The organism is Methylobacterium brachythecii (assembly GCF_014196345.1).
GTDB classification, from domain to species: Bacteria; Pseudomonadota; Alphaproteobacteria; order Rhizobiales; family Beijerinckiaceae; genus Methylobacterium; species Methylobacterium brachythecii.
The window spans coordinates 42,270-54,178 of the sequence record NZ_JACIDN010000011.1 but is presented as its reverse complement, the minus strand read 5'-3'; the positions used below and the strand labels follow the sequence as shown (position 1 = coordinate 54,178).

The window sequence follows — 11,909 nt, the reverse complement described above, 5'->3', positions numbered from 1 at the left end:
GAATTTGCGCACGAGCGGGCCTGATCCTTCGGCTGAATCGCCGACCGCCTATTTCCGCCAAGCGCCGAACGCGTCGAGCCAGGTCCGTCCGCCGGTCGGCCCGATGGCGACCGTGGCGGTGCGGCCAGAGACGAGGCGCAGGGTCTCGGGCGGGCTGTCCAGGGCGATCCTGACGGGAACGCGCTGGGCGAGGCGGACCCAGGCGAAGGTGGGGTTGACGTTGGCGAGCAGGTTGCTGCCGGCGCTCCGCTCGCGATCCTCGATGCCACCGGCAAAGCTCTCGACGTGGCCCGTCAGCACCGCGTCGTCGCCCATCAGGCGGATGCTGGCCTTGTCGCCGATATGGATGCGCGGAAGTTTCGTCTCCTCGAAATAGCCTTCGACGCGAAGCGTGTCGTTGTCGATCAGCGCCATCACACCCTTGCCGGTGGTCACGTAGGCACCCGGCCGCAGCTCCATGTTGGTGATCCGGCCGTTCACCGACGCCTTCACCGCAGAACGCTCCAGGTTCAGCTTGGCCAGATCCCGGTCGGCCAGGGCCTGGTCGTAGGCGGCCTTGGCCTCGAGGTCGGTGGCGCGGGCGGCCTCCAATTTCTGCTGTGAGACGACCGCGTCGCTCAGCTTGCTGTAGCGGACGTAATCGGCGTTGGCTTGGTCGGCACTCGCCTTCTTGCCCTCCACGATGGCGTCGGCCTGACGCAGGGCAAGGGTGAAGCGCTCGGGGTCGATCCGGAACAGCACGTCGCCGCGTTTCACCAACTGGTTGTCCCCTACCAGGACCTCGGTGACGAGGCCGGAGACGTCGGGCGCCACGGCGACGACGTCGGCCCTGACCCGACCGTCGCGCGTCCATGGGGCGTCCATGTAGTAGTCCCACAGCGCCAGCCCGACGACGATCGCCACGGCAACCATCGCCAGGGTGACGAGAAGACGAAAGCCGAGGGCGAGGAACCGTGTCATGGGAGGCCGAACCGACGTGAGGATGCGAAGGGTTGGTTTTTGTGATCGTCAGGACGTCAGGGGCAGCGCGACCGAGACGACGGCGCCGAGCACGATGACGTAGAGCGCGAGATCGAAGAGCGGGCGATGCCAGACGAGCCGATAGAAGCCGGCGGCGGCGAGCGACCTGCGAAGGACGATGCTCGCCAGAAACGCCAGAAGCATCCAGGCCGCGAGGCTCGGAATGAAGACGCCGTAGACGTCGAGTTCGCCGGTCATGCGGCCAATCCCGGTTCGGTGGTTGCGCGTGTGGGCGCACGGTAGGGCGCCGCATCGGGAAATAGCCCGCGCCGGACGCCGACGAGACCCATCAGTGCGGCGTCGCGGGCCGTGCGCATCGGATCGGCGATCACCGCATCCAGGGCGGCATCGATATCGACGAGGAGGCCGTCGGGCGGTGTCGCGACAGCACTGTGGAAATGCGCGGCCAGGGACGCGAGCAGCGCCTCGATCGCCATGCGCGCATCCCTGGTGAGAGACCGGCGGTCGCGGCGCAACTCGACCACGTTGATGCCAACCCGCACCTCCGCCAGGAGATCGGCCGTCCATTCGGCATCGTCGGGCGGCAGGCTCGCCAGGCGAGGCGCGATCAGGCCGACGCGATCGAGCATGATCGCCGCGAGCTCCAGGCCGTTCTGTGCGCCCTGCCGCTCGGCGGCCTGCGCCAGGCTGCGCCGGTTCACGCCGCGCAAGCGATGGGCCGTCCATCCCGCCCCGACCGAGCGGACTAGGCGCGTCACCAGCGCGGCGATCCACATTCCGGCAACGACGGCGATGGAGGAGTTGGCGAAGGCCGCGAAATCGCCGGTATAGCTGCCCTGGAGCGCGATCATCGCCGAGCCGTTCACGGCCGCGCCCATGGCGATCGGCTGCGTCTTGGGCTGGGTGATGAAGAGGGCGCACAGCAAGAGACCCGGCGCCAGAGCAAGCGTCAGCATCTCGAAATTCGTGGCGAGCGGAAGGATCCCGAACAGGTAGATCACCGCGCCGATGCCTCCGACGATGGCGGAATTGGCGAAGCCGACGATGGACGGGGCGGGATCATCCTGAACGGCAAAGAAGCAGCAGCCGACCGCGGCCATCATCGGAGCGCCCGCGCCATCCGGCCAGCCTGTGGCGATCCAGATCGCGCAGGTCAGCAGCACCGAGAGAAACACGCCGATGGCGGAGAGCAGGGCCATGCCATGATCACGATGGCGGATCGTGCGCGCCTTCGCGGTGTAGCTGAAGGCGAGATCCTCCGTGGCCGGCGTCCCGTCGAGGATGTGGCGCTGCAGGAGGCGGGCATCCTGCCGAAGGTCGATGAAGTCGCGCAAGCGCGCCAGCAGGCTTGCGAGCACCAGGTCCGTCCAGGACGCGTGGTGGCTCAGGGGCGGGTACATCGCGTCGGCCCGCGCTCGCAGGCCCTGCGCCTCGATCGGGTCGGTGCGCCCGGAGGCGAGCCAGGCCGCCGCGTCGTCGAGCAAGGCGTCGAGGCGTCCGGGCATCGTGCCCGCGCGCCTCAGAACCTCGATGCGGTCGGCAAGCGCCGAGACGATGGGCAGGAACATCAGCATGTGCTGGCGTAGCGTCGCCATGGCCTCGGCCGAGCGCTCCGCGCCAGACATGTCGTAGCGCAGCGGGGTCGCCAGGGCATCGAAGGCGATGGCGTCCGAGGCGAGCTTGAGGCGCCTGATCTGCATGTCGCCCGCGTCGCTGCTTCGGCTCAGGACGCTCACGACCCAGGCGCGCGCATCGCGCAGCCAATGGTCCAGCCGCCCGGCAATCAGCGGGGCGACCGATTGGGGCAGCACTACCGTGTTGGCGAGGGAGGCGCAGAGGATGCCGAGGGTGATCTCCTCTGCCCGCGCCACGGCGGTATCGAACATCGTGCCCGGCTCGCCGACGGCGGGGAAGCCGATCAGGGCCGCCGTATAGCCGCCGAGCATCATCAGGTAGCTCCGGGGCGTCCGATCGAGCAGCGAGAAGTACAGGCAGACGGCGACCCAGAGCGCGATGGCGACGGTCAGCAGTTCGGGTGCATTCGCGAGATTGGGGACCAGGATGACGCTGACGACGGCGCCGAGCAGCGTTCCGAAGACCCGGTAGATCGCCTTCGAGCGCGTCGCGCCCGCCAGCACCTGGCTCGTGATGAAGACCGTGCCGAGCGCCCAATACGGACGCGGCAAATCGATCCACATCGCGAGATACAGGGCCAGCATCGCCGCCCCGAATGTCTTGAGCGCGAAGGCCCAGTCGCGCCAGCCGGGAACGGTCATTGCGCCGCCTCCCGGATCGGGGCTTCGCCCCGCGCGGTCGTCCGATCGACGTCCTGCAGCACGCGGAAGACCCGCAGACTGGCCTCGAGGTCGGCTCTGCTGACCCGGGCGAACACCGATTCGCGCAGATGATCGAGATCGGTTTCCATGCGGGCGACCGTCGACTGGCCCGCCGGCGTGAGGCTGAGGACTTTGGCGCGGCGGTCGGTGGGGTCCTCCTTGCGCTGGACGAGACCTGCGGCGCAGAGCTGGTCGAGCAGCCGCACCAGGGAGGGGCCTTCGATCCCGACCGCATCCGCCAAGGCATTCTGCCGGGGCTCACCCTGCATGCGCCCGATCATCAGCAGCGGAAGCGCAGTTGCATCCGAGATGCCATGCGGCTGCACGACGGCGTCTGCCGCACGCCGCCAGTGGCGGCCGGCGAGCAGTAGGGCCTGCGTGTAGGCTTGGCGGAGCAGGGCCAGATCAGCGGACATGCGATGACCTGCGCCGGGCAAACACGGCGCAATGAAGAGATGCCTATTAAATAGAATACTATCTATTATCTTGCAAGCGGTTCAGCAGCCGGTTCGCTATCCCACTCCCTGTCCTCATCCGGAGGTGGCGGCGCCAAGCGCCCCCCTCGAAGGTGGGCTCCAGGGATCGCGAGACATATGGCCCCTCCGTCAAGGCCGGCTGGCGCAGGCACCGCAGGATGAGGAGATAGTCGGGTAGGGAAAATCGGGCGCGAGAAGTCCCGGACGAACCGTCCAGCCGGTCGTCGCGCCTCAGAGCCGAGGCCCCAACGCTGGTCCTACTCGTCTGCCGCCGCGCTCTTCTTCTTGCCCGTAGGCTTGGCGGCAGCCTTCGCGGCGGGTTTGGCGGCCGGCTTCGCTGCGGCCTTCAGAGCCGGCTTGGCGGCGGACTTGGCCGAGCCCTTTTTTTCCTTGGTATCGGGCGCCGTATAGGCGCTGGCCGAGGCGGGGAGGGCGCCCTTGTGAGAGTGCGGCGCGGTCACCGCGGCGGCGCGTTGTTTGGCGGCCTTCTCGGCCTTGGCCTGCTTGGCGGCCTGCCGCGCCGCCTCGCGCTTCTCCTTGGCGGCGGCAAGCTTGGTGGCCTTGGTGTTCTTGGCGGCTTCCTCTTCCGCCGCGAGCATGGCCGCGCCCTCGGCCGGGTTGCTGCCGGTCCAGACCGCGATCGGCTGGAGGGGTGCGCGCGGCGGCAGGCTGCGGCCGCGCATGTTGGCACTGTTCAGCGTGGCCAGCGCCAGCGGCGCCTGACCCGAGGTCGGCGAGCCGAGCAGCTGCGAGAAGGCGTTGTCGGCCCCGGCCGGGCCGCCGGCGGTGATCGCTCCCTGGCCCTCGTCGACCGGCATCGGCTTCTTGCGGTCGCAGATGAAGGGCCGCATGTCCGGCGGCTCGGAGAGGCTGGAGGAGGGCAGGGCTTCGAGCGTCGGCGCGGTCCAACCGGCGGACTGACTGAAGCCGTAATCGAACAGGTCGGCGGTCTTGAGGTCGCGCTCGCGTGCGCTCGCCTGGCCCATCACCACGGCGACGATGCGGCGGCCGTTGCGCGTGGCGCTCGCCACCACGTTGAAGCCGCCCGAGCAGATGAAGCCGGTCTTCATGCCGTCGGCCCCGGCATAACGCCCGAGCAGGCCATTATGGTTGGCCACCACATACTTGCCGTACTGGATCGCCGAGATGTTGAAGAGGTCGTGCGCCTCGGGGAAGTCGCGCATCAGGGCGCGGGCCAGGGTCGCCATGTCGCGGGCGGAGGTCCATTGGCGCGGCTCGGGCAGGCCGTTGGGGTTGTACCAGCGGCTCTCGCGCATGCCGATCCGGCGCGCGGTCTCGTTCATCAGGTCGGCGAAGCCCTCGATCGAACCGCCGAGATTCTCGCCGACCGCCCAGGCCACGTCGTTGGCCGACTTGACCATGATGATCTTGAGCGCGTTGTCGAGGGTGAGCTGCGTGCCGGGCTTGAAGCCCATCTTCGAGGGCGGCTCGGCCGCGGCCGCCGGCGAGATCGTCAGCAGACTGTCGCGCGAGATCTTGCCCTGGCGCACCAGGTCGAGGGCGACGTAGGTGGTCATCAGCTTCGTGATCGAGGCCGGGTACCACGGGTCGGTGGCCGCCTGGCTGTAGATCACCTTGCCGGAATCGACCTCGACTACGACGATCGGCGCCGTGACCGCGCCGGCGCTGCCCGCCAGCGCCGTGAGCGCCGCGAAAGCGCCGATCACCCGTCCAACAACCCGGTTCAGCATCGAAAAAAGTCTCAGTCGCGAGAGGCTAGGGACAGGCGCCGAGCGTGCCGGTCCGGCGGCGCGGACATCGTCGAACCATGGCGCGCCGACGCGAGTGTCGAACACACACCGCCGGACTTCAACGCGGGCTCTTTGGCGAGAGCAAGGCGAAGCCGCTTGTCCCCATCGATCTCGGCCACGGTTCCGGATGAGGGGCAGGGACGCAAAGCGGCCGGTGGCGGTCCGGGGTCGGTGGGGTTATCTGCGGCGGTAACGGGTCGAGAGGCAGGCCAGTTCACTGGCGGGACGAGCGATGGCCTACGCGGTCAAGGAAGTGTTTCACACGCTACAGGGCGAGGGCGCGCAGGCCGGCCGCGCCGCCGTGTTCTGCCGCTTCGCCGGCTGCAATCTCTGGTCCGGCCGCGAGGAGGACCGGGCGGATGCTGCTTGCCGGTTCTGCGACACGGATTTCGTCGGCCTGAATGGTGAAGGCGGCGGTCGTTTCTCCACGGCGGCCGACCTCGCCACGGCGGTCGCCCGGACTTGGCAGGGTGGGGACAGCGACCGTTTCGTCGTCTTCACCGGGGGCGAGCCTCTGCTGCAGCTCGATCCCGCGCTGATCGATGCCGTGCATGCGAAGGGCTTCGAGATCGCGGTGGAGACCAACGGTACCCTGAAGGCGCCCGACGGGATCGACTGGATCTGCGTCAGCCCGAAGGCCGGAAATCCGCTTGTGCAGACGAGCGGGCACGAGCTGAAGCTGGTCTTTCCACAAGCCGGCGCCGAGCCTGAACGCTACGCCGACCTCGCCTTCCGCCGCCGTTTCCTGCAGCCGATGGACGGGCCGGACCGCCTCGCCAACACCCAGGCCGCGATCGCCTATTGCCGGCGCGACGCGCGCTGGCGGCTGTCCCTGCAGACGCACAAGATCCTGGGCATCCCGTAGGCGCCGCGAACAGGCAAGCCCTTCGCGCGAAGCCTGTTGTGCCGGCACGAGCGATGAGTCCAACCGGGAGCGCGTCGTGACGGCCACGCTCGTCTCGGGCTAGAGTACGCTCACGGGCGCACGGATTCGGAGGCGCGCCGCGACGATTTTCGGGAGACTTGCATCATGCTGCTCCGCACGATCCTGCCGCCCGCTCTCGCCGCCGGCCTCGCTTTCGTCGGGGCTGCCGCGCTCGCGCAGGAGGGGAAGCCCGGCGTCATCGTCGAGGGCGCGCCGGGCGTGACGATCAACGGCCGGCCCGCTGCGCGCCAGGGCGACGCCACGACCGGCGGTACGATCCACGGCGGCTCTTCGAACGTGTTCATCAACGGCAAGCCGGTGGCGACGGTGGGCGACGGGGCCGGATGCGGCAAGATCGCCAGCGGCGCGCGAGGCGTCTTCATCAACGGCCGCCCCATCGCCACCTCCGGCGATGCCACCACCTGCGGTCACTGACCGGCCGCGGGCCTCGCACATCGACGAGAGGGCAGGGCGACCGCCATGCCCGCACGCGGCCGGGCCTTCGGCGGGAGCGGGTCTCAAACCTCGGAGGCCGAGCCCTTCAGCTCAATGGCCATGGCTACCAGCTCGGCCTGTCGCGAAATGCCGAGCTTAGCGAAGATGCGTTTGAGGTGCCAACGCGCCGTCTCGTAGGAGATGGCGAGGTCGGCCGCCACCTCGGGTAGCGCGCGCTTGCCGTCCATGGCCAGGACCAACCGAACCTCGGCCGGCGACAGCCGATGGCGCTGCGACAAGATCTCGGCGGCATCCGCTCGCCGCCGCGAGCCACAGCGCTTCAGCACGACCAGCGCGATCTCGCCCGCGGCCAGCCATGGGGTAAGGCCGCGCATCCGCGTGAGGTCGGGGCGAAGGCTGACGATGGTCAGCGCGAAGTCGCCGGCCAAGGTAGAGAACCGCAATCCGCCCGCCGGCTCCGGGCTCTGACGTCCCTGGCAGGCCGCGCGCAGGGCCGCTTGAAACCGCGCCGTCATGCGGGCGTCCTTCAGGCGGAGCCTGTCGGCCGCGCCCAGGCGGAATGCAGCGCCGGATAACATCAGGTCGGATCCCGGCGTGTTCGCGTCCAGCAAACGCCCGTCCCAGGTCACGACCAAGGCCGGATCGGCGATCGCTCCCACCAGCGACGTACCCTCTGCGCGCCATGAAGCGCCGACGCCGACGCGGCTGATGTTCAGCGAGCGCTCGATGCGCGGAGCGAGCGCCTGGAGCAGGCGGGCGATGTCCGGATAAATCCGGTCCGTTCGCTTGACGTCGTAGCTCAAGGTCAACGCGCCGAACCGTCCGCCGCTATCCAACAACTTGATCCCGCTCGAGCCATCGACCTCTCCGATCGGCCGGAGCCAATCCTGATAGAACTCGCTCTTGCGGAGTTCGGAATAGGGCAGCTCACGCTCGCCGCAAATCGCGGCCATCGGCGACGAGCGGAGCAGAACCGAGACCCAAGGATTGATCGCTCCGAAATGGCGCGCGTAGGCGTCCATCTCGTCGGCGCGCCAGCCCGAACCCACCATCGGAGCGGCGCGCCCCAGGGCCGGATCGACCACCTGCAGATTGGCGCGTGTGCCGGGCAGGCTGTGCGTCAGGGTGTCCAAGACATCCTGCCAGCGGCCGACGTCGAACGCCGCCTCGTCGATCAACTGGCCAACATCTTCGATCGCATCGCGAAGCGTGTGACGGGCCATGACGATGGTCGCGGATCTCGAATGGCAGACGGCAGGCCAATTAAGCCGATCGGAACCCGAGTTGAGCCCCCCAGAGCCAGCCCTCGCATAGAGGAGATGACTGGAAAGGACTCCAGGTGATCAGATCTGGTCTGGCTCGCACGGGAAACCCGACCGATTAAATTCTAAGTTTAGTCCGCTTTACCCCGATGCCCACCCATTTGGGTGGAGCATACAGCAATCGTCAAGCGCATCGTGATCTCCTTTCGTTCGAAGGCTGTTGAAGATTGCGACGGCCCGAACAAAGGTCAGACACCGTACCGATCAAGGTCTATTGAATGAGCGAACCGGACGACGCCGTCACGGAGCCGACGCTCCAAACCTCGCGGCCGATACGATTGGCCGCCGACATTGTTGCGATGTACGTCGCCAACAACTCCTTGCCCTCCGACGAATTGCCGAACCTGATCTCACGAGTGCATGCCGCGCTCTCGACCCTTTCGGCCACCGGAGAGACACCGGACGACCCTGAGGACATGCCGACGCCGGGCCAGATCAAGCGCTCGATCACGCCCGACGCGCTAATCTCCTTCATCGACGGAAAGTCCTACAAGACGCTCAAGCGGCATCTCTCGACCCATGGGCTCGATTTCGAGGGCTATCGCGCACGCTTCGGTCTGCCATCGAACTACCCGATGGTCGCATCGACCTACTCGGCCAAGCGATCCGAGATGGCCAAGCAGCGCGGCTTCGGCCTGCGCAATAAGGGCTGAAGGCCGCGGCTCGGCCGCCGAGTGCCAGGATCGTCACGAAAGAGCCGTTGTGCAGCGATCTCGGCTCAGGCCGCCGTCGCGCGCGCTCTGAGGCGCAGCGGCGTCTTGGTGCGGATGTCCATCGCGTTGCCGCGCCAGACGATGGCGCTGCGGAACCAGGCGCCGGCCCAGATCGCCGGCAGCATCGCGTCGCGCACGATCATCGCGGAGAGGAGCCGAGCCGGGCGGTACCAGCCGGCATGGCGCGCCAGGGCGAACTCGGCGCCGTACCAGAGCACGGCCATGAGGCCGAGGCCGGCGGCGGCCTCCTGCGTCCCGGCGAGGCAGCCCGCCAGCACGAAGGGGCCGAGCGCGCCGATGCCGATCTCGGGAGCGAAGAAAAGCGGGAAGGTGATGCGGCGCAGCCGCGCCCAACGCAGCTGACGCGACCACACTTCGGAGAGCTTGCGGCGCCCCAGGGGCTGGCTGAACGGGGACGCGACGAGATGCACCTTCCGGCTGGCTGCGCGCACCAGCTTCGTCGCCGCCGCATCCTCGGCGATCTCGGCGCCGAGTGCCCGGATGCCGCCGCGTGCTTCGAGGAAGGGCTTGTGCCAGAGCATGCTCTTGCCTTGCGCGAAGCCGAAACCGAGGGCCGCGCCGGAATACTGCCAGCGCGCCTGCAGGGTGTTGAGGAAGGCGCACTCGACCTCGGCGAAGAACCCGGCCGGCCGAGAACCGATCGGCGTCGAGCAGACGAGGCCGGTATCCTCGCGCCAGGCCGATTGGAGCTGCTGCAGGTAGTCTATCGGCATCAGCACGTTGGAATCGGCGAGCACTACCCAGTCGTGCCGCGCCTCATCCCAGCCGCGCACGCAGTTGTTGAGCTTCGGATTGTCGCTGACCCGCACGTCGCCGACGATCAGCCGCGACGGCACGGCGGGATGGGCGGCCATCACGCGGCGCACCAGTGGCAGCACCGGGTCGTTGCCGTCCGCGACGCAGAAGATGATCTCGTAATTCGGGTAGTCGAGGGCGAAACCGCGGGCGAGGGTCTCCTCGCTGAAGGTCTCGAGCCCGCAGACCGGGCGCACCAGCGAGATCGGCGCACCGGCGGGGAAGGCCGAACCGGCCCGGCTACGGCCGAGGCGGCTGGCAGCCAGGGCGATGCTCGCAAGATGGATCAGGGTCAGGACGCCACAGACCGACAGGGCGATCACGGTTGCGCTCCCGATGTCGTCGAACATCCGTGATCACTCCGCCGCGCCGTTCCCACCAGCGCATCGAATGCCCTTAGCTGGCGGCCGATTTCAGCCGTGTGACAAAGCTTGGCCGCAGCATCCGCACGCGCAGTCATTTGCCGGACGCCCGGAGCGAAGCGGAAGGCGTCCGGCAAGTGGGTCGAGAGATCGAGGGACCTTAGCCTTCCCGAAACGCGCACCATCTAAGGCCCGCATGGTGCCGATCCTGTTCCATCCCGCCTACGAGGCGAGCCTTCCTGAGGGCCACCGCTTCCCGATGCGCAAGTTCGGGCGACTCGCCGAGATCCTGACGGAGCGCGGCCTCGTGCCGGACGGCTTCACGCGGCCGGTACCAGCCAGCCCGGAATTGCTAGCGCTCGCGCATGACCGCGCCTATGTCGACGCCGTTCTCTCACAGACCCTGTCGCCCGAGGTCGAGCGCACCATCGGTTTCCGATGCGACGAGGGCGTCGTCGCCCGCTCGCGCGCCTCATCCGGCGGGACGCTCGCCGCGGCACGGCTCGCGCTGAGGCACGGACTGGCCGGCAGCGCGGCCGGCGGCAGCCACCATGCGCGCCGGGATGGAGGACGGGGCTTCTGCGTCTTCAACGACGTCGCCATCGCGGCCCTCGCCCTGAAGCGTGAGGGCGTGGTGCAGCGCGCGATGATCGTCGATTGCGACGTCCACCAGGGCGACGGCACCGCCGATTGCCTCTCAGGCGAGCCGGACCTGTTCACGCTCTCGATACACGCCGAGAACAACTACCCGAACCCGAAGGTGCCGGGCGACCTCGACATCGGTCTACCGGACGGCCTCGACGATGCCGGCTATCTCGCCGTGCTGGAGGCCCGGCTGCCGTCGCTGATCGCGGCGTTCTCACCCGATCTAGTCTTCTACAACGCCGGGGTCGACCCGCATCGCGACGACCGGCTCGGACGCCTTGAGCTCACCGACGAGGGCCTCCTGGCACGGGACCGTTTCGTGATCGCGCAGGCGAAGAGCCGCGGCATCCCACTCGTCACCGTGATCGGCGGCGGCTACGACACCGACATCGATGCGCTGGCGGCACGGCACGCGCTGGTGTTCGAGGCAATGGCGGCTTGGGGATGATCTCACCTCATTCCAGGCTCTCGCCTGCGGCGAGCCCCGGAATGACGTCCGAGAACGTCAGGTCTTCCCCAATTCCCGCGCCACCTCATCGAGCGCATCGAACACCCGGTCGGCCTGCTCGCCCGTCAGGTCGTGGAAGCCCAGCGTCCGCCCGACCGCCAGCCCGATCAGGGCGAAGACCAGAACCGCGCCGGCGCCGGGCTTGCCCTCGATACGCGCCATCTGATCGAGACGTTCGGCGACGAAGGTGCGGAAATCCGCGAGGGCGTCCGGCGTCTCCGCAGAGGCGACGAGGAGTGCGCGAGGAAAGCCGTCCTCCTCGCAATAGGTGTCGCGGGCATTGGCGATCATGGCCCGCGCCGGCGAGGCCGAAGGCGGATCCTGGCTGGCCTCATGAGCGGCGATTCCGTCGCGCAGGCGCTGCAGCTTTCGCTTCGCCAGCGCGCAGATCAGCGCGTCCTTGGAGGCGTAGTGATGCAGGACGCCGCCTTTGCTTAGGGACGCCTCGACCGCGACTGCGTCGATGGTCAAGGCCCGAGCACCGTGACGGCGCATCACGCTCTCGGCCGCATCGAGAATGATCTCGGGCCGGTCCTCGCGCCGGCTCCGCGTCCTCGGCTCCATTCGCCCGCCTCTTAAAAACCGTCTGGACGGTTG

The 11,909-nt window shown here is 68.3% G+C and carries 12 protein-coding genes; 4 read left to right on the top strand and 8 right to left on the bottom strand.

Going from position 1 to position 11,909, the window contains the following annotated elements; genetic code table 11:
• Positions 1-48: 48 nt before the first annotated feature.
• The 5 genes from GGR33_RS23510 to GGR33_RS23490 all read right to left on the bottom strand — a co-directional run bounded on the left by GGR33_RS23510 (position 49) and on the right by GGR33_RS23490 (position 5,505).
• Positions 49-960, bottom strand: coding sequence for an efflux RND transporter periplasmic adaptor subunit (locus tag GGR33_RS23510; protein ID WP_183512282.1), 912 nt, complete (start codon positions 958-960; stop codon positions 49-51).
• 48 nt (positions 961-1,008) lie between these two features.
• Positions 1,009-1,218, bottom strand: coding sequence for a DUF1656 domain-containing protein (locus GGR33_RS23505; protein WP_183512277.1), 210 nt, complete (start codon positions 1,216-1,218; stop codon positions 1,009-1,011).
• A complete protein-coding gene (locus tag GGR33_RS23500; RefSeq protein WP_183512272.1) occupies positions 1,215-3,257 on the bottom strand; it encodes an FUSC family protein in 2,043 nt (680 codons plus the stop codon). The genes GGR33_RS23505 and GGR33_RS23500 overlap by 4 nt, the downstream gene beginning before the upstream one ends.
• Complete coding sequence (locus GGR33_RS23495; protein WP_183512268.1) at positions 3,254-3,733, bottom strand: MarR family winged helix-turn-helix transcriptional regulator; 480 nt, start codon at positions 3,731-3,733, stop codon at positions 3,254-3,256. Before GGR33_RS23495 ends, GGR33_RS23500 begins: the two co-directional genes overlap by 4 nt.
• Positions 3,734-4,050: 317 nt before the next feature.
• Positions 4,051-5,505, bottom strand: coding sequence for a D-alanyl-D-alanine carboxypeptidase family protein (locus GGR33_RS23490; protein WP_183512265.1), 1,455 nt, complete (start codon positions 5,503-5,505; stop codon positions 4,051-4,053).
• A gap of 292 nt (positions 5,506-5,797) precedes the next feature.
• Between GGR33_RS23490 and queE the strand changes: the two genes are divergently transcribed.
• Positions 5,798-6,430, top strand: a complete 633-nt coding sequence (gene queE, locus GGR33_RS23485) for a 7-carboxy-7-deazaguanine synthase (protein WP_183512259.1) — start codon at positions 5,798-5,800, stop codon at positions 6,428-6,430.
• A gap of 165 nt (positions 6,431-6,595) precedes the next feature.
• Positions 6,596-6,925 (top strand): PAAR domain-containing protein, encoded by a 330-nt coding sequence (locus tag GGR33_RS23480; RefSeq protein ID WP_183512254.1) that lies wholly within the window; start codon positions 6,596-6,598, stop codon positions 6,923-6,925.
• 83 nt (positions 6,926-7,008) lie between these two features.
• Here the strand turns inward: GGR33_RS23480 and GGR33_RS23475 are convergent, their stop codons facing one another.
• Positions 7,009-8,169, bottom strand: coding sequence for a helix-turn-helix transcriptional regulator (locus GGR33_RS23475; protein ID WP_183512250.1), 1,161 nt, complete (start codon positions 8,167-8,169; stop codon positions 7,009-7,011).
• Between the two features lie 317 nt (positions 8,170-8,486).
• Here GGR33_RS23475 and GGR33_RS23470 point away from each other — a divergent pair, with 317 nt between their 5' ends.
• Positions 8,487-8,921, top strand: coding sequence for a Ros/MucR family transcriptional regulator (locus GGR33_RS23470; protein ID WP_183512245.1), 435 nt, complete (start codon positions 8,487-8,489; stop codon positions 8,919-8,921).
• Between the two features lie 65 nt (positions 8,922-8,986).
• Here GGR33_RS23470 and GGR33_RS23465 read toward each other — a convergent pair whose 3' ends face one another.
• Positions 8,987-10,147 (bottom strand): ceramide glucosyltransferase, encoded by a 1,161-nt coding sequence (locus GGR33_RS23465; RefSeq protein ID WP_183512240.1) that lies wholly within the window; start codon positions 10,145-10,147, stop codon positions 8,987-8,989.
• Positions 10,148-10,355: 208 nt separating this feature from the next.
• Between GGR33_RS23465 and GGR33_RS23460 the strand changes: the two genes are divergently transcribed.
• Positions 10,356-11,252 carry a histone deacetylase family protein gene (locus tag GGR33_RS23460; protein WP_183512237.1) on the top strand — a complete coding sequence of 299 codons (897 nt, stop codon included), beginning with the start codon at positions 10,356-10,358 and terminating at the stop codon, positions 11,250-11,252.
• A 57-nt stretch (positions 11,253-11,309) separates the two neighbouring features.
• Here GGR33_RS23460 and GGR33_RS23455 read toward each other — a convergent pair whose 3' ends face one another.
• Positions 11,310-11,876 (bottom strand): TetR/AcrR family transcriptional regulator, encoded by a 567-nt coding sequence (locus GGR33_RS23455; RefSeq protein WP_183512232.1) that lies wholly within the window; start codon positions 11,874-11,876, stop codon positions 11,310-11,312.
• Between the last annotated feature and the right edge of the window lie 33 nt (positions 11,877-11,909).

Bases quoted from the DNA above. Each gene is read 5' to 3' on its own strand.
- GGR33_RS23510 (WP_183512282.1), bottom strand. From the start codon at position 960: ATGACACGGTTCCTCGCCCTCGGCTTTCGTCTTCTCGTCACCCTGGCG.
- GGR33_RS23505 (WP_183512277.1), bottom strand. From the start codon at position 1,218: ATGACCGGCGAACTCGACGTCTACGGCGTCTTCATTCCGAGCCTCGCG.
- GGR33_RS23500 (WP_183512272.1), bottom strand. From the start codon at position 3,257: ATGACCGTTCCCGGCTGGCGCGACTGGGCCTTCGCGCTCAAGACATTC.
- GGR33_RS23495 (WP_183512268.1), bottom strand. From the start codon at position 3,733: ATGTCCGCTGATCTGGCCCTGCTCCGCCAAGCCTACACGCAGGCCCTA.
- GGR33_RS23490 (WP_183512265.1), bottom strand. From the start codon at position 5,505: ATGCTGAACCGGGTTGTTGGACGGGTGATCGGCGCTTTCGCGGCGCTC.
- queE (WP_183512259.1), top strand. From the start codon at position 5,798: ATGGCCTACGCGGTCAAGGAAGTGTTTCACACGCTACAGGGCGAGGGC.
- GGR33_RS23480 (WP_183512254.1), top strand. From the start codon at position 6,596: ATGCTGCTCCGCACGATCCTGCCGCCCGCTCTCGCCGCCGGCCTCGCT.
- GGR33_RS23475 (WP_183512250.1), bottom strand. From the start codon at position 8,169: ATGGCCCGTCACACGCTTCGCGATGCGATCGAAGATGTTGGCCAGTTG.
- GGR33_RS23470 (WP_183512245.1), top strand. From the start codon at position 8,487: ATGAGCGAACCGGACGACGCCGTCACGGAGCCGACGCTCCAAACCTCG.
- GGR33_RS23465 (WP_183512240.1), bottom strand. From the start codon at position 10,147: ATGTTCGACGACATCGGGAGCGCAACCGTGATCGCCCTGTCGGTCTGT.
- GGR33_RS23460 (WP_183512237.1), top strand. From the start codon at position 10,356: ATGGTGCCGATCCTGTTCCATCCCGCCTACGAGGCGAGCCTTCCTGAG.
- GGR33_RS23455 (WP_183512232.1), bottom strand. From the start codon at position 11,876: ATGGAGCCGAGGACGCGGAGCCGGCGCGAGGACCGGCCCGAGATCATT.